Raw genomic sequence first — 18,738 nt, 5'->3', positions numbered from 1 at the left:
AAAAGGAATCCCTAAGGGTCCCTTTTTAAATTTAAATCTTAATAATAAATTGTAGCTTGTCCAGCTGGATACCATATATCATTTTGTGCTAAAGCTTGACCGTAGACTGTCCCTCTAGGTCTAACTTTTTGACTAACGTTACTTAAAAATTCCTCTCCATATGCTTCTGGTGGATTATTATAATTCGGTAAAGGTGCCACTGCTAGTGTATTATAACTATTTGGTTTGTTTAAATCTGTTGTCCATACAACCCTTTTATAAAAGCTTGGGTTATATGGATTTTCCAAGCCTTTCACAGCAAAATAAACTTTATTATTCCTAACTTCTACAGTTGTATACGCGACGCTCAATGTTTGTAAATCTATCACTTTCTCCTTATTACTTAAAGCAGGTGTATTTTCTGCTGCCATCACACCGCCAGCTCCAGATAACATGACCCCAGTCGCTAATGCTCCAATTGCTAGTTTCTTTAACATTAAAAATCCCCCTTTAATAGTTTTATAGCTTGCACCTTCATCATACTTTCGATTTTCATTTATGTAAATATATTACATTTTTAGAAACATAAAACTATTTATTACGAATTTTGAGTTAAGATATGTTGTCTGATAATAACGATAAATGGTTATTATTATATGAAAAAGTCCTACATTAAGTAGGACTAAATAGCCTTAGCACTCTCAACAAGCAGCCTCATAAATAAAGGAATCATTTGAACAACTATATAACCAATCCCTGCACGACTTATTAGCGAGAATCGCCGTTCCTGGCTACCAACTATAATAAACAGCCCACCGCATAACGCTACAATGGATGCAATCGAATAGGATACTGCTTTAATCAAGAAGATAACCGGTTCAAACGCATTTACAATACGATTGTATAACTGGCCATCTATATAATTTTTTATTGCCCCGTCATTGGACTACACATCTTTAAATACTTCATTCACGTCTGGATTATTTCCATCAGCAAATACATGAGGAATATCTATAATATTGCTGAATATAATAGCACTACCGATTGCAATACTTATTCGCGCCGCCACTGGTGCGTATTTTTTTGCTTTCTTTTTGAACAAGCTCCACTTTTTCTTTGCTCCGTAATTACCATCCATAAAATCTTTGATGCTCATTGTCCCAGTTGCCATATGGACCATCTCCCTGTTTTTAATGGAAATCAGTAACCGTAAATATGTTACAATCCAATCCCTCACAAAGCTTTTGGAGTTGTTAATCCCCTTGTTGTGCTGTTTAATGTTTTTAATATTTAATCTGGTACATGAAATTTTACAATTAAGTTATTCCTTTGTTTTTCTTTTAAATTTCTTATAGTATTCTATATAAATTTTATGGTATTATATAAATAGAAAATTTGTTTCCATTGTTTATACTCTATTGTACGTAGCGTGAAGGACAAACCTTACGCCCAGTTAACTCGGGCGAGGTTTGTCCTTTTTTTTACTTTAAGGAGGAATTTACTATGAAAAAAGTCTACAAAATTGGAGCAGTTATCACAACTTTATGCGTTGCATGTATCGCGATCTTTACTTTAACTAAGAATGAATCAGTCAAAACAGAAACTATAGCACCAGAAAAAACAATTGTATCTGCTGCAGATGTAAAAGAAGCACCAGAAAATATAAAAGATATTTCAAAAGAAGAATTAAAGGAAAAAATACAATCCCATGAAGAGTTCATTGCGTATTACTATCAACCTACCTGTCATTTTTGTAAAAAAGCTGCACCAGATATCAATCGTATGTCAAAAAAGCATGATAGAACCATTTATCGTATTGATATCTCTACACCAGAAAATCAAAGTGCCTTTCAAGAGTTCGACATTCCAGGTACTCCAGTTGTTGTAGCTTATAACAGAGGTGAAGAAGTTGAACGTTTAGAAGGAGCTGTTTCAGCTGCTACATATGATGGATTCTTTGCAAGACGTAATTCGAGCGCTAGCTAGTATAGTGCTCGTTTTTCTTTGTAAGAAAGGAGAATTAACATGCAACAAAACGCCCGTATTCATTCTTTAGACATAATAAGAGGTATCGCCATACTATGTATCCTATTTGCGAATCTACCCACTATGACGGGACTAGATCCCTTTAATCAGGCAGGTTACACCGGTACAGATAAAGCAATTCGTTTTTTAGTAGATCTGTTTATACAAGCAAAGTTCTACACTATTTTCGCATTCTTATTTGGAGTAGGATTTTATATCTTTATGAAAAATACAGAAGCAAAAGGATATCCTATGTATAAGCTATTTACCCGGAGAATTTGTATTTTACTAGTCTTCGGTTTACTCCACTTCACCTTTCTATGGTATGGAGATATTCTACATGCGTATGCTATAGCTGGATTTATTCTATTGTTCTTTTATAAGCGATCTACTAAGCTTATTTTTATAGCTGGTTGTAGTTTCCTAACGGTTAGTTATGTATTACATATTATTGTATTTTTACGAGCAAGTTCTTCTATTACTGAAGTACCAAATTACTATCAATATATGTTTACAGGTAACACTACCAATCACACTGTAAATCTATTTATACATTATTCTCATCAAGTAAAAGCACGTTTTTTCTTTCTAATGACTCAGGAATTCCAGCAACTACTAATAGGAATTCCGGAATATATAGGCTTATTTTTAATAGGGTTATGGGCTGGTAAGAAAAATATTTTTAAAAGGGTACCGGAATTAATAAAGAAAATTAGATTTTTACAGTGGAGTTCGTTATGTATCTCCTGCCTTCTCTCTTGTCCTATTATCTACTACTTTATAAAAACAGATGTCTATTACTCTCAGGATGTACAACTATGGATTCTATTTGGAGGGAAAATGCTAGCTATATTCTATATTTGTACTCTACTGAGAGTTTGTGAGAATAAAAAATATATAGAATGCCTGCACCCCTTTATGAACGTTGGCCAGTATGCTTTAACTAATTACATTAGCCAAAGTATACTAACTCTTGTCATTCTTTCGTTGTACTTTAAAGATGTCTCACACGTATATTACTGGCAACTATGTATCTTCGGGCTTTTAATTATATTTGTACAAATAATATTCAGCAAAATTTGGAGTAAATATTTCCGCTATGGTCCTATTGAGTGGGTATGGAGAAAAGGAGTTTACAAGAAATAGCCTATTTTTTTCAGTTACATGCAATTAACTGAAAAAAATGATAAAATATTATATGAAAGATTAAAGATATATTTGTAGTTGTAAAATGATGTTATTAAAATTAAAGTGGTTCAAGTCAGAGGAAGGTACTTTAGAGGGTGCTTTTTCTTTATATAGTGTATAAGGAGTACCGTCACATCGTTATAAAGCTAAGAAAATACAACTACCCCCAGAACAAGATTTTGTGCTAATTTGTAATAAAAAAGCTCATTTTTTCGGTTTGAGGGTATCTTCTTTTCCTTAGCTTGATGGCGATGTTTCCGTGCCCCATTAAAGGCCATCCCGAAAGGAATGGCCTATTTTTTATGAACGAATATCGGAATTTTTGAAGATTTCAATGAGGCTGGTGAAGCTATCACTGGCATGACCAGTCTTCATGCCGCGCCTGAAGACTTCCAAAACGGTTGCTGGCAAAGCGGTGTCAATGCCAGCTTCTTGGGTAGTATGAACAACGTGCTCAACGCTCGCCAAGCCCATTGCGAGTCTGTCCACGTCACCAGGGTGCTCACCCTCGTCGAGACGCGGGGTATAAAACTCTACGAATTTCGGCAGTGACGACATCATCGCCGAAGCGTATGGTAGGAATTGCTCCGCCGTAATGCCGTTTGCGTTAGCGATTGCAAGAGCATGTAGGTAACTCAGCATTGCTGTCCAGAATATATCCATCTGTATCTGATAGTATAGCATGGCTAATCCGGGGTCCTCGCCCCGGTAATCGGTACTTGTTAACACTTCCAAGGTCTCCCTGTGAGCCTCGAAGACCACTCGATCACCACTATAGTATGTGTAAGATTCCGATTTACCTATGCCTGACGGTGGAACTTGCACCCCTCCAGTAATATGCCGTGCTCCACGGTCTTCCAACCATTTAGCCGCCTTACGAGCTTTCTCCGGAGTATCCGAACTCAAGTTAACGAGCACCTTACCGAATAAGTTCTCAGAGACGGGTTCAAGAATAGAGTACATCACATTGTAATCTGTAAGGCTAAGGATTACCAACTCGTTAGCAGCTAACGCCTCGTTGACCGTGGACACCCTGATGGCTCCTTTTGCTACAAGCTGATCTGCTTTACTTGAAGTCCGGTTCCACACGGTCACCGAGTACCCGTATTCCAGAAAAACGTCTGCCATCGCCTGACCCATCGGCCCTAATCCTATGACTGTTACTGATTTTCGGTTCCCAACCGCGTTTGTAGTTTCAGAACCATTTTTCTCATTTTGGCTATTACTTTTCAATGAAAAAACCCCTTTCAGATGAAATTAAGTAAATCATAAAGGATTACACTAGTGTCAATGTCAACACAAACAAAAATGGCCCCGGAGCAATTCATCATGCTCGGGACCATTTCTACATTAAACAGTTCTCTTTTTCCTAATCGTTAAAGCGATTTGCCTCTCCAGTAATCTCTTTAATCCATGAAGTGCTTCGATTTGATAATTCACATTACTTAGCTTTTTTTCATACGTTTCCAGCATCTCTTCGCAATATTCATATTCGTCAGGATTTGCCGCTTCGCTCTTGAACAATACTTTAATCTCATCTGCTGTTAATCCAAGCTTCAAGTATAATTGAATTGCTTTGACTCGTTCTATGGCCGATTCGTCGAAATCCCGGTAATCGTTCTCCAACCTATCGGCGTTTAGAAGTCCTTTATTTTCATAATGCCGGATGGATCGTATGCTGACATTGGTCAATCGTGCTAGTTCGCTTATTTTCACTCCTAACAAGCCCCCTTGCATGTTCGTAATTAATTGATTATACAACGCTGGTTTTCCATTATTATTTCGCCTAAATGAACTTGAAGCATCTGTAAAATAAGTTTTTCCCAAAAAGTAATTTAACGCAACTCTAGCATAACAATCAGTTTAAAATGGTGTCTGCAAATCTCCTCCCAAAACTCCCCTTTATTTGTGATACGATTCACCGTTCTAGATTTTAAACTATCCTCCATGATTTATATACACAGTTAATGAACATATTTCTAGCTAAAACAACGAAAACTTCACCCATATGAGAATGTTTTTTGGGGTTTTTACGAGTATACTAGATTAAGAGGACAAAAGAAAACTGTATAATTTTTAGACCTATCTAGGCGTACAAAAATATCGCCATCAAACTAAAAAATACAAATACCTCCAAAACGAAAATTTTGTGCAGGTTGCTAGTATTTATTGTTTTGGGATAACTTGTTCTTGTTAGCTTGATAGTGAAGGGGTATTTGCATACTTAAGGTGCATATTAACAGACTATCCGTTTCTGGAAAAAATGCTCTATAAATTTAGAAAAGAGAAATTCGAGCGAAGCTTCGCAGATTCAAAAGAACTGCATGGGCTACGCTATTGCAGGTTACGGGGATTACACAATGCGAGTGAGTAAGTGCTACTCACTGCAGCATGTCAAAATATGAAATAGATCGCAACCCACCTAGCGAGGCTAGGATAAGGGAAAGCGATCTGTTTTATTCAATTTTTTATTAAGAAATTCTAATCGTGAAAAAAAGAAATAAGACTAAATAAAAAAGCTTGTGAAGAGAAAAGTGTATCTTTCTCTACAAGCTGAGTGACCTTTATAGGTCTACTCTTTAAGTGAAGCCGCTTTTGAGAATTTCATATTCATGAGGACACTTATGATACTTACAGCAATCATGACTGAACCAAGGATTTCAAAATGTCCTGGGGTAATTTCTTCCCCAAAAACTAATCCAAGAACGACAGAAGATAATATAGAGCCAAGGTAACGGCATGTTTGAAAAAGTCCGGATGACGTTCCAACTATATTAGCTGGAGATGCATCAAGCATGGCTACCTGTAAGGCGACATTTCCAATTCCATAGCTAATACCAATTAGCATAAGAATTAGACACATAATAATTAGCGGAACGTGAATAAAGAAAATCGTTAACAAAACAGCTCCAATTAGCATAAGAAAGGATCCAAATACAATCGGCTGTCTTGTTCCAGATTTCTCCACCCATTTAGCTGAAATCGGAGAAAAAACAATGCTGATACCTGACATAAATAGCATAAGTAGTCCGCTTTCTTTTATACTAAAGTCCATTTCATCCTGAAAATAGGTTGGCAAGCCAAAGAACAAGCAATAGTTAAATAAATTAAGCAGGATAAATTGCAAATACACCCATGTTAAAGTAGGATGTGATTTAAAAAGTCGTATATCAATAAACGGTGTACTCGCTTTCAGTTCTCTCCATACAAAAGCACCGAGAAATAACACTCCGAAAATGCCTGATACATAATGAGGGGTGGTTTTAAAAGACAATAAAAACCATAACAATAATATCATTCCTACAGCAAACAGCAGGATTCCCATAATATCCATTTGTTTAATCAGTGCTTTCAGCTTCATTTTATTTTCTTTAGAATCCTTCGGTAAGACATACCATCCAAGTACGAGGCTTAGGAAAATAAATGGAAAATTCACTAAGAAGATGGATGGCCAGCCTCCCCAAACGATTAAAAAACCACCGACTGTCGGTCCAAGTGCAGCCATTGCAGATGAGAAGATTGAAAGAACAGCCAGAGCAGATGCTTGTTTTTCTTGAATATGCGTTCGAACTAGACCAATACCTGATGGATAAACTGCACTACTTCCAACTGATTGAATTAGTCGCATAATCAATAATATTGAAAAAGTAGGAGCTAATGGTGCACCAAATGCTGACACAGCTACTAAGACCAAACCAATTAGAAACATTCGTTTTCTTCCGATAAGGTCTCCTAGCTTTCCGGTAACTGGCTGCCCGATTGCACTGGCTAAGTAAAAGGAAGAAATAAGCCATGAAACAGTCGTAAAAGAAAGCTGGAAATCTTTTTGTATACTATGGAGAGCAAGTGATATCATAGAAGAATTCAACGGGTTTAGCATCGTACCAGTTGCTATAGCAGTTAAAAATAAGCCCCGCTTGTTTTGCCAATTTTTCATTTATTCACCTGTTCTAAAAATTGCTCTGTTGTACGAAGCTGACCTATCCTAGGAAAAATATATCGCACCGACATATCATGCTCTTCCGGACTAAAGGTTGTCATTGCATCTGTAATAAGGATTTGATTGTATCCATATTGAAAGGCCTCACGTGCCGTACTTTCCACACCGATATTTGTTGCGATACCACAAAGTACAATGGTATCTATCTCACGTCGTCTAAGCTGAATATCTAAATCTGTTCCAAAAAATGCTCCCCACTGACGCTTCGTCACCACATAATCATTGTCCATGACATTTAATCTTGAATCCAACACTGCCCAGTCTTTAGGCTTTTCCATCGTACTACCACTTGTTTGGTTATCTATTACAGGTTTTAGCGAATCTTTTCCATCGTGAAAATCAACCTTAACAAAAGCGATAAATCCACCTTTTTTGCGAAAACGTTCAACAAGCTTTACTGATTTTTCTACTACTTCATCACCTCCAGGCATAGCTACAATTCCTTTTTGTAAATCAATTAATACTAGAGCTGTTTTATCGAAGTTAATATTTAATGATGATGTCATATTTAGCCCCCCTGTTTAATCACTATTGTAATTTTCTTCTTTTTTCAATGGCTCGATTTAAACGAGTTAATAAGCTTGCGAAAATATTTTTTTCATCCTCCGACCAATCTGCCAATACTTCCATATAACTTTCGCATCTGTACTTACTCGATGATTCTAATTTATTTTTTCCATCATCAGTCATACTGATGATACTAACTCTTGCATCAGATTTCTCAGGCTTTCGATTTACTAGTCCGCCTGATTCCAGTGTTCGTACCTGTCGGCTTACAGTAGACATATTTAAATGGAAAATCTCCGCGATCACTCTTATTGAAAGCGGACCCTCAGCGGCCAAAAGCTTTAATATTAAATAACCAGAACGATCCAAGCTGTCTTTATGTCCATCCAAAGTTCGCTTAAAATCAGCTCTACGCATAAGCGTGACGATTTCATGCTCAATAATCTCAATGCTATCTTTCTCTTTTTTGCCCATTTCATCCTTCCCTTCTTACAAATTAACAAGTAAACAATTTGAATTTTGTACAATACGTATTATATTTCAAATTACTTGCATGATGCAAGTAATTTCCCCCGATTATTCATATTGGGATAGCACCACATCGCTATCAAGCTAAGAAATACAAATACCTCCAAAACGAGAAAATTGACATCTTCATGTGAAAATGTACAATTTTTTTGTTTTGGGGTGTTATAAAATTCTTAAGTTGATAGTTCCTCAAAACGAAAAAAATTTTCGTTTTGAGGACACTTCAAAATATTAGCTTGAGAGCATGGGACTGAACCCCTAATGCTTTATTTTAATAATAATTCTTTTCATAAAATAAATCCCAGTTATCAGTCTAAAACATTTTTTAGATCTAACAATAACTAGTGGACATTTTTATCTTTCAGATAGTCTCTTTTATTCTAATTTCTTCATTTCTTTCAGCCGTTCTATATCCTTTTCTGAAGCCTTTTCTATTTCATACAATTCATAGCTACCCTTTGTCTCATTTATCACTACAAACTCAATTTCATTCCGAATATAGCTTTTAGTTTTTCCTTTTTTATAACCAATAACATTATCTAATATAGTTTCCCCACTATCTTTTTTATATAAATTATAGCTAACAGGTGGACGACCGATTACATATTTATTATCAGAAAACCCGACTATATCATCTCTTCCTAATCCTGTCGAAACACTCCAGACAAAAATAATCTGAAATATAGAAAAAACAACAATACCACATAAGAAAACAAATAGGATTGATTTAAAAAATAACTTTAAAAATATCCTGCCCAAAAACATTCCCTCCCATTTCACCTCGGGATAGCAAGAACAAAACGTGAGTTTTGTACGCTAAGAAACCGAATTTTTATATTGTTAAACTCAATCCCCGTCAATGTCATAAGAAAAAGGGTTACCGTAGTAACCCTTTTTCTTATGATACACGTCATTTAGGTAAGCTATGGATGAATAAAGTCAATCTATGAAATTTCCCACAATCTTTTAACTTCCACCAATTCCTGCCCATTGAATTCCATTCTATATATATCTGGTTTTGATGTCTGTAATAAAAAATTAAAATCATACTTACTTTCATAATATCCCATCATCAAAGTCATTACAGCTCCATGAGTGCCTAATACTACTTTCTGTCCTCGATAGGTGTTTAATAATTCTTTTAAAACTTTTATAGCACGTTTCTGACAGTCGACATTCGACTCTCCTCCCATTAAAGCGAAGTTGGGATCTATGAATGACTTTTCTATCAAAGGGAATAATTCTTTATCCGACATTCGTTCCTCTTCAGCAATAAAAATTCTCTCTTTTAAGTCCTCAAATACTATAACTTCTTGTCCTATTTGCTTCGCTAACTGCTGAACAGTTAGAATTGAGCGTTTGTATGGACTCGAGATAACAACGTCGATTTCCTCACCTTGTAATGCATCTGTTATTCGTTGAACATCTAATTTTCCTTTTTCAGTTAATCCTCTTGTCTCTTCTTTTCCAAATTTCGGTGAATCCCCGTGTCTCACCATATATATGAAAGTTTTCATAATTGCCTCCATTTTTTCAGTTTTCTTTACAATTCCCCCTGATATTGGCATATATATATCCATGTTTATCCCTTTTAATTAACAGAAAAATGCGCTAATTTGAAATGAATTCACGATATTTGTAAGAAAAACTCGAAGTTTTCACTATCCTAAGGTATAAAAAACGTTATTCTTTCTAAACAAGCTAGATTAGAAAGGATGACGTTTTTTATGAATCTCCCGATTCAAAGTGAACTACAATTATTTGCTGAAGAATTATATCAACATCTTAGTCCTTCATTTTTAGAGAAGCTTGCTAGAGAACTAGACTTTGTACAACGAAAGCGTAAGTTTTCAGGTCTTGATTTAGCTACTATCTGTGTCTGGATAAGTCAACGGGTAGCGCGTGATTCTTTAGTGCGATTGTGTATGTAGTCAACTTCATGCTGTTACAGGAACTCTTATGAGTCCAGAAGGACTAAATAAACGTTTCAATAAGAAGGCTGTTTTCTTTTTAAAACATATTTTCTCCATATTATTAAAAAATAGAATTTGTGAAACATCAGTGATTCCAAGCTCTTCAATTACCTATTTTCAACGGATTCGTATTTTAGATGCAACGATTTTTCAAGTGCCAAAACATTTAACTAGTGTGTATCCTGGGTCAGGGGGTTGTGCACAAACAGCGGGTATAAAGATTCAATTAGAATATGATTTACATAGCGGACAGTTTTTAAATTTTCAAGTTGGACCGGCGAAGAATAATGATAAGACCTTTGGAACAGAATGTTTAGCGACCTTACGACCTGGCGATCTATGTATTCGGGATTTAGGCTATTATTCACTGGACGATTTAGATCAAATAGACCAACGTGGCGTGTATTATATATCGCGGCCTAAACTAAATAATATGGTATATATCAAAAATGAGTTTCCTGAATACTTTCGAAATGGGACAGTAAAAAAACAGTCTCAGTACATCAAAGTTGATTTAGAACACATTATGAATACCTTAAAACCAGGACAGGTCTATGAAATAACAGATGCTTATATTGGAAAGGATAAAAAACTATTTACACGAGTTATTATATATCGTTTAACTGAAAAACAACTTCGAGAACGTAAGAAAAAACAAGTGTATACGGAAAATAAAAAGGGTATTACGCACTCAGAGAAAAGCAAACGATTAGCTGGTATGAACATTTATGTTACCAATACACCTTTGGAATGGGTTCCGATGGAACAAATACATGATTTTTATTCCCTTCGCTGGCAGATTGAAATTATCTTTAAAACTTGGAAATCCTTATTTCAAATCCATGATTGGCACAATATCAAACGAGAGCGATTAGAATGCCACATTTACGGAAAACTTATCGCTATTTTTCTATGTTCTTCTACTATGTTTAAGATGCGACAATTAATTTTACAAAAGAAGAAAAGAGAATTAAGCGAATATAAAGCCATTGGAATGATTCAAGACCATCTATACATTCTTTATCAAGCCACACAGCAAAACACCCAAGAAATAACAAAGACTTTAATCCGCCTGTTTCATCTTCTACAAAAGAATGGACGAAAATCTCACAGATATGAGAAGAAGACTGTATTTGATATTATGGGAGTTGTCTATGAGTATAATGGATTGAGAAAACAAATGAAAATTGCATAATTAAAAAAGTGAAACCCGTTAGGGCTTATTTGGTATGCGCATTTTTAAGAATGTTTTAATCCAGCTAAACGAAAGTTCAGTTTGTTTATAATCTCAAGTTGATGGGCATGTACAGTGACCCCTAGTATAGGATTTATGTCATTTGGGTAACGGAACCTTATATAAATCTTGCTACATTAAATTTATATTTCCTCTCCAAAACCTTTGTAAAGGTGTAGATAATCCTTGTTCCCTTAACCATCTTTTACTATATATTTGTAATAAATCAACTTTTGTTAATTTTTCTTTTTCTTCAATTGTCCAACGTAATGCTTCGAGTCCCTTCTCTTTTGTCCAGAATCCTGTAGGCGTTTTTTTTAATTCCCACTCTTTAAAACGATTTGGATATAATTCATTCAACATATGATAAGGACGACTACCCCAAAATTATAGCGCATTTAACATAGCAAATGGACTTGATTTCCAAAACTTTATACAAGGAGTTTGGAGTCGATGTTTTAACAACCATTTTTGTGAATATACATCTATTAACTCTTCACGAGACAAGTAAACGGACCTTTATTTAATACTTAAATTATCATTCCGATTTTTACCACAAATTCTTTTTAATTGTATAGCAGGTGAGAATTTTCTGTACTTATTTCGTTTTAGCTTCCATACTTTATGTATGTAGTGCATTCTTATCAATTTTCCCCATTACTTTAACTCGTAGGGGCATTAACTTTAGAACTCTGCTAATGGATAAGCAAGTTAATAATTATACTTGAAAATGGAGTGATACGATGAATAAGACGTATGATGTCATCATTACCGGTGCTAGATGTGCCGGCTCTACCCTGGCAATTTATCTTGCTAAGGCAGGTTTCCATGTGTTGTTAGTGGACCGAGCGAATTTTCCAAGGGACACATTATCAACCCATACCTTTTTCAATAATACTGTCGCTCTTCTTCGAGAAACCGGTGTCCTGGACAAGTTATTGGAAACAAAAGCACCGCCGGTACGGGATATTAAATTTCAATTTGAGGATACCGTGATAGAAGGTCTCATCCCTGAGGTTTACGGAGAGGAAAGTTGTTATTGTATTAGAAGAACTTATCTCGATCATATTCTACTTGAACAAGCCAAATCCCAAATGAATGTAACTGTTTTAGAAGAATTTCGTGTGACGGATGTCATCCGTGATGACGAAACAGTGATAGGCGTGAAAGGTTTAGACGGCGACAACGAGAAACAAGAATTTTTAGCTCGCCTGGTAGTCGGGGCAGACGGCCGATCCTCTATTATTCGCAAACTGGTAAAAAGTGAACTCAAAATAAGTATTCCGGCAACAGTCGGCATCTATTTCGGGTATTTCTCTGGATTTCGCCACGATAATGTCCCTAAATTTGAAGTATACAAGATAAAAGATAACACAGCCATTCTCTTTCCGACGAATGATGATTTATATGTAATTGTCGGCATTTTCCCATTAGAAAATAAGGAATTGATAGAACGGTTGAAATTAAATCCGGAAAGCTGTCTACGCAATTTCTTTACAGATAACTTTCCGAATACAACAATTGGGGCGCGCTTGAAAAATGCAGAACTAGTAGAACCGGTCAAAGGCATTCTCGGATATGATAATTACTGGTATAAAGGAATGGGAAAAGGATGGGCGTTGGTTGGAGATGCAGTTTGTTTTAAAGATCCTGGCATGGCGCAGGGTATCCATGATGCTATATGTGGAGCACGTATATTATCCAATATTCTATCAAAATATAAGGGACAATCCGATCAATCAAATCAAATGTCTGAAGAATATCAAAAGGCAATAGAAGATGAGTTTATGGTTCGGTTTCACATGGGATGCCAAATTTCGAAGAATGAACGCATATCTGAACAACAGGATGCTGTCAACAAGCTAATCAGTTCCCATCCAGAGGCTATAGAGAAGTTTTTAGGGATTTACAATTATGCAAACGAGCCCGCTGCTTTAGAAAAAGAACTCGCACGAATTATGCAATCGATCTAGCAATGATTTTAGAGATTAAGTGATTTATGTACAAAAATAATTCACTATGAACCTCCCCCACTTACTCGCTTCCGCTTGAAGTGGGGATTTCTTAGCATCAACAAAGACAAGGTCCCATGAGAAGCGGATTTTCCATCTCCTCTCTGCACCTATGCAGGGACTCCTTTTCTTCATTTGACTAAGCAACTTCTGCACATGCAGAAGGGTGGGAACACACCGTCTACTACTTTTTGCTTACGCAATCCACAAATACTTTCTCTTCGTTTCTTCCGGGATATGACACATCTTTCCGTACAGTTCTTTTGCCAAAATGTTGCGGGCACCGTGAATGTCCCAGTGTTCTTCGTAGCCGCACACACAAAAGTAGTTACGTGTCCGCACTTTCTTTCCTCTTAGGGAATAGTAAATCCATGGCTTCTATCATTAAAATCCATTCTCCACGTTGTTTCCCTTCAGGTTTGTAGTATTTAATTTTCCTACCTTTAATTAACTCATCTACTAGGGGGCACCATATCAAAAAAAGAAAATTGTACTTTCAGGCACAAAATTGAAATGTTTTGCTTATCTTCCTTTACGTTAAGGAATTAGTTTGTATATTTGAGGAGATGTTAGGGACAGGTGTATATTCAGGATAATCTAATATTTTCCATTCAAATATGATAGGATAGAAGTATATCCAAAATGGAGGAATGGCAAATGAACTCAAACACAAAACAGTTTATTTATGATATCCAGCAAAGAAAGAACAATTATATAGAAAATGTATTAATAGCAATACACCACCCTCAAAAAGAGCAATCTGAACAGGTCATTCAAAATATAGTAGAAAAGATGGATATGATGATTAGTCTAGTTACTACGTACATGAAGATTGAATCAGGATCTACGGAAGAATTAAAAGAACTTCAGAAAGAAATTATCCATGCTCAAGCATATATCCAAAAAAGAAAATTTGAAGAAACACAGAGATAAAACCCTGTGTTTTTATTTGGTGGTCTATGACGCTAATCTGTTATAAATCAAATTACATGTAATTTGATTATTGTTTTGGCATAATCCATACAATTTGTTGAATTCGTACAATATACGGTACCGTATCTTCAATGAGCAAATGATCTGGTTTCACATCCTTTAACTAACCTCTTACATTACCTCTTACAGTTTCAATAACCACATGTTTACCAATCACGGATTGTAATGTCTGATATACGTAGGGATTGGAGGTACTTACCATATGTTGTTCACTCAAGTCATTTCCTTCTGAATAAATCATTCTATAAGACTCCCTTCTAACTTGCATTCTTTCTCCTAATATATGATATAAATCTTATAAATATGCTAGAAGGATAATTCATTATAGGAAAGGAAATAACATTTTAATAAGGTACTGTTTCTATTTCTGACTTGCTAAAAATTATTTAAATGAAGTTACTTTTACTAGTTAATAGGTGATGATATATGAATATTTTGATTGTACATCTAGGTAGTTCCTTTTAGATATGTATGAATTTAAATACACCCTTTATTAGAATAGTGCTCATACTTTTTTTGAGATTCTTTCGTAATACGTGCATTAAGTAAAATTGCTAACAATAAAAACACTCCATATTTTCCTCCTGTAGCTCCTATGATTATCACACTACTACAAACAAGTATAATTAATAGGATAAACGAAACTGAATAAATACGATTATAATACTTTGACATTTTTTCGCATTTAATGCGTTCTTTCCTTGCATCCATCTAAATTCCTCCTTTAAATTATCCATATCACTTTCAAATAAGTCTTGCCCTTAAAAAGGAAACAATATATCGTTATATGAATTAGTTTCTTTTTTTTTCAACTAACTTATATAACGTAAAAAGAAATCCTATCAATATTAAGCTTTCCACCATGATAATCCCGACCCTCTCCTTCCTTTTAAGCCCAACACATTAAATAAAATTTGTAGCAAACAAAAAGGACCCTCCTTCCTCTTAAAGGCAGATCCTTTCCTCTTGCATGCAACTATTTTTAGCTATTCTTGATTAATTAGAATAACAGCTGGTCCATCTACACGAATTCCACCAACTTCGATTTTTTCGTAAGGCTCAACAGTAATGGAAATGATTCCATCCCGCTTCTTTAATTCATTACTTAATTCTTTTGTTAACATTTTTTTCATGTGTATGCTCCTTCTTATTGCTTAATTTACTATTGTAATGTAAATGGAATTTAAAATGGTTTCCTGGCCAGGAAACCATTTTTTGTAGTTAACCATATGGTGTTCTAGTTCGTTTATCAATTTTACGTAAAGAAGAGAAACAAATCTTATTCACTGTCTCAGTAGATGCAAGAAACACTTAAAGATTGCGGTGAGATTGATTGTTTTTTCTTCTAGAAATAATGACTTAGATATATATACCTAAAACAATGAAAGCCCTACCTCTCTTTCATCCTTACGGCTCCTTGTCCGTGCCAGTGTGAATCAGGATTGCAAAAATCAAGTGACTATTTGATCGAGTTATTTAATGAAACTTCGAACGTTTGTAAAAGAAATTTAAAAATAAAAATGGATTAGATTGAAGTAATAACAAAAGAGGTTCCTACTCTAAAAGTGAGTTGAAGAAATTGAATGTCTTTGAAATGATTTGCTTTTAATACTCATCATATTCCCGAAAGATTTAGAATGTTTTCAGAGGATATAATACATTATTTATAATGAACCTTAACAGAAACTTTTTATTTGATTTTCAGTGATTCCTTTAATTAATTCTAGTTCACTGACCAAAAATCTATATGCATCATCCAATAATTTTTTTTCGCTTGTATTGAGTGCTTTTTCTTTCTTCATACGCATTAAATCCCGTACAACTTCAGCACCTTCTTGTATTTCACCAGTTTTTATTTTGTCCGTGTTCACTTTATGCCTTTGTTTCCACGTCAGTAATTTACAGGATTCTTCATGGTGAAAAATGTGTATAATGTGCTTTAATGCAAGTATATCAGTAACTGGGCGTATATTCGAATTCAATATTTTACCCGTAGGAATCATGACTTGCATATTACTGATCGACATTTTTATGACAAAATACTGTTGTTTTTTTCCTGAGAATTCTTTTTCTTCTATGGCTTCAATTATACCTGCTCCGTGCATTGGATAAACAATGTTATCGCCAATTTGAAACATATAATCCACCTCCATATATGGTAACTTTCTTAACCTTAACACACATTTGTTTTTTTATCAAATATTTTATAATATCATAAAATTATTTTTTATGTCAATTACTTTTTCTTTAAAAATCAAATAAAATAAAAATAGCACAAAAAACATAGGGAGTGTGTCAGATTTCCCATAAAGGGAAGGGGAATTTTCTCTCGCATATTCTGAAACCTCTACTCATTAACGTAGATCAGTTTTTTCCTTGAAAACGACCAAATCGATCCCTTATTTTTTTCAATCTTGTGTGGTACTCCAAAATCTCAATTCTTGCTTTTTCTGCAAGAGGGGCAATTGGTCGTAAGGCTTTTAACCCCCAATACTCAACCACTACATCAAGTACTTGATCAAAATATTGTAGCGGCCCATAGTTTGCTTCTTTTGCAATCACAGCCATTCTATTTTCAAAATCAGGCATGACGGCACCTGGCATTTTAAAATTCCTAATCACATTGGCAATATGGTAGCAATAATTTGGTTCCAATTCTAAATGTGTTCGAATAACATCTCGATAAAAAGCATAATGAAGTGTTTCATCTTTTGCAAGACGGCGTAATAATGTAGCGAGATCTGAATCATGCTTACTTGCAACTTTAGCAACATTATTGTAAAACACCATCGTTGCAAGTTCTTGTAGCGTCGTATACGTCATGGCTTCGATTGGTGTATGAAAATCAGGCTCAAATCCACCCTCAACGACTGACTTTCTTAATTCATGTATACGTTTAGGGTTCACACTTCGAGTGAGTAGTAAATATGTCTCCAATAAATTCGAATGTTGATCCTCTTCTGAGGTCCAAGTATGAATAAAGTCTGTAATAACAGAAAGGGACCCTTTAAAAGTCGCAGATAAATACGTTGTAAACCAAGGTAAATTCACTTCTGTTAATAGCGCTGTTTCAATGGCTGTAATTACACCAGAAGGAAGAGTAACTTGACTCTCATCCCAAGGAACTCTTTTAAAGTCCATTCCCTTATTCCATGGTAAAAACTCATGATAACCCCAGTCTATCTTCTGCGCTCTTATTTTATGTTGTTCATACAGTTCTTTTAAACGTGGTTCTAATCGGAAATCTAAATCATTTGTTAGCATAAAAGTCCCCCCATTTCTTATCACAGATAGTCATTCTATTTTTACTCTTAAAATTTTCTACAAATAAATATTACGTTCCTTTTTTTAAGTCAAACATAATAAATTTGTAACAAAACTTTTTAAGAGCGCTATATTTTTATAGTTTTTTTTATTAAAAGGGGGACCGTTACATCTATTTTCTTTTTTTATAAAATAGATACTGAGGCATACAATATGTTAGTTAGCCTAAGTAAAGGAACTAACCTCAGTAAATACAGAATAACATTCATGGATGAAGATACTCGTTATGTTATAAATCTTCGTGAGTGTAAAAAGGTGCATGCTTATAAAGAATCGTTTTATAATAAAGATAGATAGTGTTTTATACACACTAACAACTTATTTAGATGTAAATCCAATATATTAGATTAAGCACTTGAAAACCAAATACAGTGGATGAGATAGCCTTAAACGACAAATCCCAACTAGAACAATGTACATTGGCTATGTATGGTGAGTTAGACCAAATTTTGTTATACAACAAAAAAGGGAAGAGGCGATAAACATGCAGTCAACGGAAGCGCATATGAAGGAAAAACAACGTAGAGAAAAAATAGAAATTATATTTAGTCACAGGGTAAAAGGAGAGAGTTATTTTCACGGCTCTTCCTATCAATGGAAAAACATTGTATATCAAAATTATAATAGAATAAAACAGAAAGAGTTGGAAGTTGAACAACTCATTTCAAAAATGGAAAAAGAAGGGGTTCGTTTTACGCAGCACCGTTCACTCATACACTATCCCATCATTGATTTTGTAAAATATATAGCTAAGATTTATAAGGAACCCCTCGAAATACAATAATCATATTTAAAGGAAACCTTTATAAAAGGTTTCCTTTCGAGGATTTTTTAACTAAAACCTTAAAAAATCATTACAACATTCTTTTTATTTTCAATACTCTTCGGTTTTGTTATAATATCAACCATAACGTATTATATTCGTTTGTATATTTTCATATTTTGGGGATTTTATTACACAAAAAGACAACTCTT

The 18,738-nt window shown here is 34.8% G+C and carries 20 protein-coding genes and 2 pseudogenes; 6 read left to right on the top strand and 16 right to left on the bottom strand.

Annotated features, from left to right (window positions below; translation table 11 throughout):
- Nucleotides 1-38 precede the first annotated feature (38 nt).
- Both DN407_RS27750 and DN407_RS31795 read right to left on the bottom strand, forming a co-directional pair.
- The gene (locus DN407_RS27750; RefSeq protein ID WP_149216842.1) at nucleotides 39-476 is read right to left on the bottom strand and encodes a hypothetical protein; all 438 of its coding nucleotides are present in this window, start codon (nucleotides 474-476) and stop codon (nucleotides 39-41) included.
- A 449-nt stretch (nucleotides 477-925) separates the two neighbouring features.
- Complete coding sequence (locus DN407_RS31795; RefSeq protein ID WP_179955841.1) at nucleotides 926-1,150, bottom strand: hypothetical protein; 225 nt, start codon at nucleotides 1,148-1,150, stop codon at nucleotides 926-928.
- A gap of 332 nt (nucleotides 1,151-1,482) precedes the next feature.
- Here DN407_RS31795 and DN407_RS27740 point away from each other — a divergent pair, with 332 nt between their 5' ends.
- Together DN407_RS27740 and DN407_RS27735 are read left to right on the top strand one after the other, a co-directional pair.
- Nucleotides 1,483-1,965 carry a thioredoxin family protein gene (locus tag DN407_RS27740; protein WP_098349558.1) on the top strand — a complete coding sequence of 161 codons (483 nt, stop codon included), beginning with the start codon at nucleotides 1,483-1,485 and terminating at the stop codon, nucleotides 1,963-1,965.
- A 39-nt stretch (nucleotides 1,966-2,004) separates the two neighbouring features.
- Complete coding sequence (locus tag DN407_RS27735; RefSeq protein ID WP_149216841.1) at nucleotides 2,005-3,150, top strand: DUF418 domain-containing protein; 1,146 nt, start codon at nucleotides 2,005-2,007, stop codon at nucleotides 3,148-3,150.
- Between the two features lie 342 nt (nucleotides 3,151-3,492).
- On the opposite strand, the gene DN407_RS27730 is transcribed toward DN407_RS27735, so the two are convergent.
- The 7 genes from DN407_RS27730 to DN407_RS27695 form a co-directional block, all read right to left on the bottom strand.
- Nucleotides 3,493-4,425 carry an NAD(P)-dependent oxidoreductase gene (locus tag DN407_RS27730; protein WP_149216840.1) on the bottom strand — a complete coding sequence of 311 codons (933 nt, stop codon included), beginning with the start codon at nucleotides 4,423-4,425 and terminating at the stop codon, nucleotides 3,493-3,495.
- A gap of 117 nt (nucleotides 4,426-4,542) precedes the next feature.
- Nucleotides 4,543-4,908, bottom strand: coding sequence for a MerR family transcriptional regulator (locus DN407_RS27725; protein WP_000703058.1), 366 nt, complete (start codon nucleotides 4,906-4,908; stop codon nucleotides 4,543-4,545).
- Between the two features lie 856 nt (nucleotides 4,909-5,764).
- Nucleotides 5,765-7,129 (bottom strand): MFS transporter, encoded by a 1,365-nt coding sequence (locus tag DN407_RS27715; RefSeq protein WP_149216839.1) that lies wholly within the window; start codon nucleotides 7,127-7,129, stop codon nucleotides 5,765-5,767.
- Nucleotides 7,126-7,698: an isochorismatase family protein gene (locus DN407_RS27710; RefSeq protein ID WP_086388346.1), complete on the bottom strand. Its 573-nt coding sequence runs from the start codon at nucleotides 7,696-7,698 to the stop codon at nucleotides 7,126-7,128. The genes DN407_RS27715 and DN407_RS27710 overlap by 4 nt, the downstream gene beginning before the upstream one ends.
- Before the next feature lie 22 nt (nucleotides 7,699-7,720).
- Nucleotides 7,721-8,173, bottom strand: coding sequence for a MarR family winged helix-turn-helix transcriptional regulator (locus tag DN407_RS27705; RefSeq protein WP_000516603.1), 453 nt, complete (start codon nucleotides 8,171-8,173; stop codon nucleotides 7,721-7,723).
- A 429-nt stretch (nucleotides 8,174-8,602) separates the two neighbouring features.
- Nucleotides 8,603-8,986 (bottom strand): hypothetical protein, encoded by a 384-nt coding sequence (locus DN407_RS27700; protein ID WP_149216838.1) that lies wholly within the window; start codon nucleotides 8,984-8,986, stop codon nucleotides 8,603-8,605.
- 185 nt (nucleotides 8,987-9,171) lie between these two features.
- Nucleotides 9,172-9,744, bottom strand: a complete 573-nt coding sequence (locus DN407_RS27695) for a histidine phosphatase family protein (RefSeq protein ID WP_149216837.1) — start codon at nucleotides 9,742-9,744, stop codon at nucleotides 9,172-9,174.
- Nucleotides 9,745-9,954: 210 nt separating this feature from the next.
- Between DN407_RS27695 and DN407_RS27690 the strand changes: the two are divergent.
- Nucleotides 9,955-11,395 (top strand): annotated as a pseudogene (locus DN407_RS27690) (IS4 family transposase).
- Nucleotides 11,396-11,566: 171 nt separating this feature from the next.
- On the opposite strand, the gene DN407_RS32800 reads toward DN407_RS27690, so the two are convergent.
- On the bottom strand, nucleotides 11,567-11,797 hold the full coding sequence (locus DN407_RS32800; protein ID WP_179955840.1) for a hypothetical protein: 231 nt from the start codon (nucleotides 11,795-11,797) through the stop codon (nucleotides 11,567-11,569).
- Nucleotides 11,798-12,177: 380 nt separating this feature from the next.
- Between DN407_RS32800 and DN407_RS27680 the strand changes: the two genes are divergently transcribed.
- Nucleotides 12,178-13,407 (top strand): NAD(P)/FAD-dependent oxidoreductase, encoded by a 1,230-nt coding sequence (locus DN407_RS27680; protein ID WP_098353543.1) that lies wholly within the window; start codon nucleotides 12,178-12,180, stop codon nucleotides 13,405-13,407.
- 367 nt (nucleotides 13,408-13,774) lie between these two features.
- Here the strand turns inward: DN407_RS27680 and DN407_RS31790 are convergent, their stop codons facing one another.
- Nucleotides 13,775-13,924: a helix-turn-helix domain-containing protein gene (locus tag DN407_RS31790; RefSeq protein WP_179955839.1), complete on the bottom strand. Its 150-nt coding sequence runs from the start codon at nucleotides 13,922-13,924 to the stop codon at nucleotides 13,775-13,777.
- Nucleotides 13,925-14,103: 179 nt separating this feature from the next.
- Between DN407_RS31790 and DN407_RS27675 the strand changes: the two genes are divergently transcribed.
- On the top strand, nucleotides 14,104-14,379 hold the full coding sequence (locus DN407_RS27675; RefSeq protein ID WP_149216836.1) for a hypothetical protein: 276 nt from the start codon (nucleotides 14,104-14,106) through the stop codon (nucleotides 14,377-14,379).
- A gap of 67 nt (nucleotides 14,380-14,446) precedes the next feature.
- Here the strand turns inward: DN407_RS27675 and DN407_RS27670 are convergent.
- The 5 genes and pseudogenes from DN407_RS27670 to DN407_RS27650 all read right to left on the bottom strand — a co-directional run bounded on the left by DN407_RS27670 (nucleotide 14,447) and on the right by DN407_RS27650 (nucleotide 17,703).
- A pseudogene (locus DN407_RS27670) lies at nucleotides 14,447-14,680 on the bottom strand (YuzF family protein).
- A gap of 236 nt (nucleotides 14,681-14,916) precedes the next feature.
- Nucleotides 14,917-15,150 (bottom strand): hypothetical protein, encoded by a 234-nt coding sequence (locus DN407_RS27665; RefSeq protein ID WP_149216835.1) that lies wholly within the window; start codon nucleotides 15,148-15,150, stop codon nucleotides 14,917-14,919.
- Between the two features lie 275 nt (nucleotides 15,151-15,425).
- Entirely contained in the window at nucleotides 15,426-15,572 is a 147-nt protein-coding gene (locus tag DN407_RS27660) for a BC1881 family protein (RefSeq protein ID WP_149216834.1), read from the bottom strand.
- Nucleotides 15,573-16,115: 543 nt separating this feature from the next.
- Nucleotides 16,116-16,577 (bottom strand): CarD family transcriptional regulator, encoded by a 462-nt coding sequence (locus DN407_RS27655; RefSeq protein WP_179955838.1) that lies wholly within the window; start codon nucleotides 16,575-16,577, stop codon nucleotides 16,116-16,118.
- 226 nt (nucleotides 16,578-16,803) lie between these two features.
- Nucleotides 16,804-17,703: an acyl-ACP desaturase gene (locus DN407_RS27650; protein WP_149216832.1), complete on the bottom strand. Its 900-nt coding sequence runs from the start codon at nucleotides 17,701-17,703 to the stop codon at nucleotides 16,804-16,806.
- Nucleotides 17,704-18,247: 544 nt separating this feature from the next.
- Here DN407_RS27650 and DN407_RS27645 point away from each other — a divergent pair.
- On the top strand, nucleotides 18,248-18,547 hold the full coding sequence (locus DN407_RS27645) for a hypothetical protein (RefSeq protein WP_149216831.1): 300 nt from the start codon (nucleotides 18,248-18,250) through the stop codon (nucleotides 18,545-18,547).
- The last annotated feature ends 191 nt before the right edge of the window (nucleotides 18,548-18,738 follow it).

The sequence above is a fragment of the Bacillus sp. JAS24-2 genome (assembly GCF_008274905.1).
Taxonomy (GTDB): Bacteria; Bacillota; Bacilli; order Bacillales; family Bacillaceae_G; genus Bacillus_A; species Bacillus_A cereus.
Note: the sequence above shows the minus strand (reverse complement) of the source record. Positions and strands in the feature narration are given on the sequence as shown.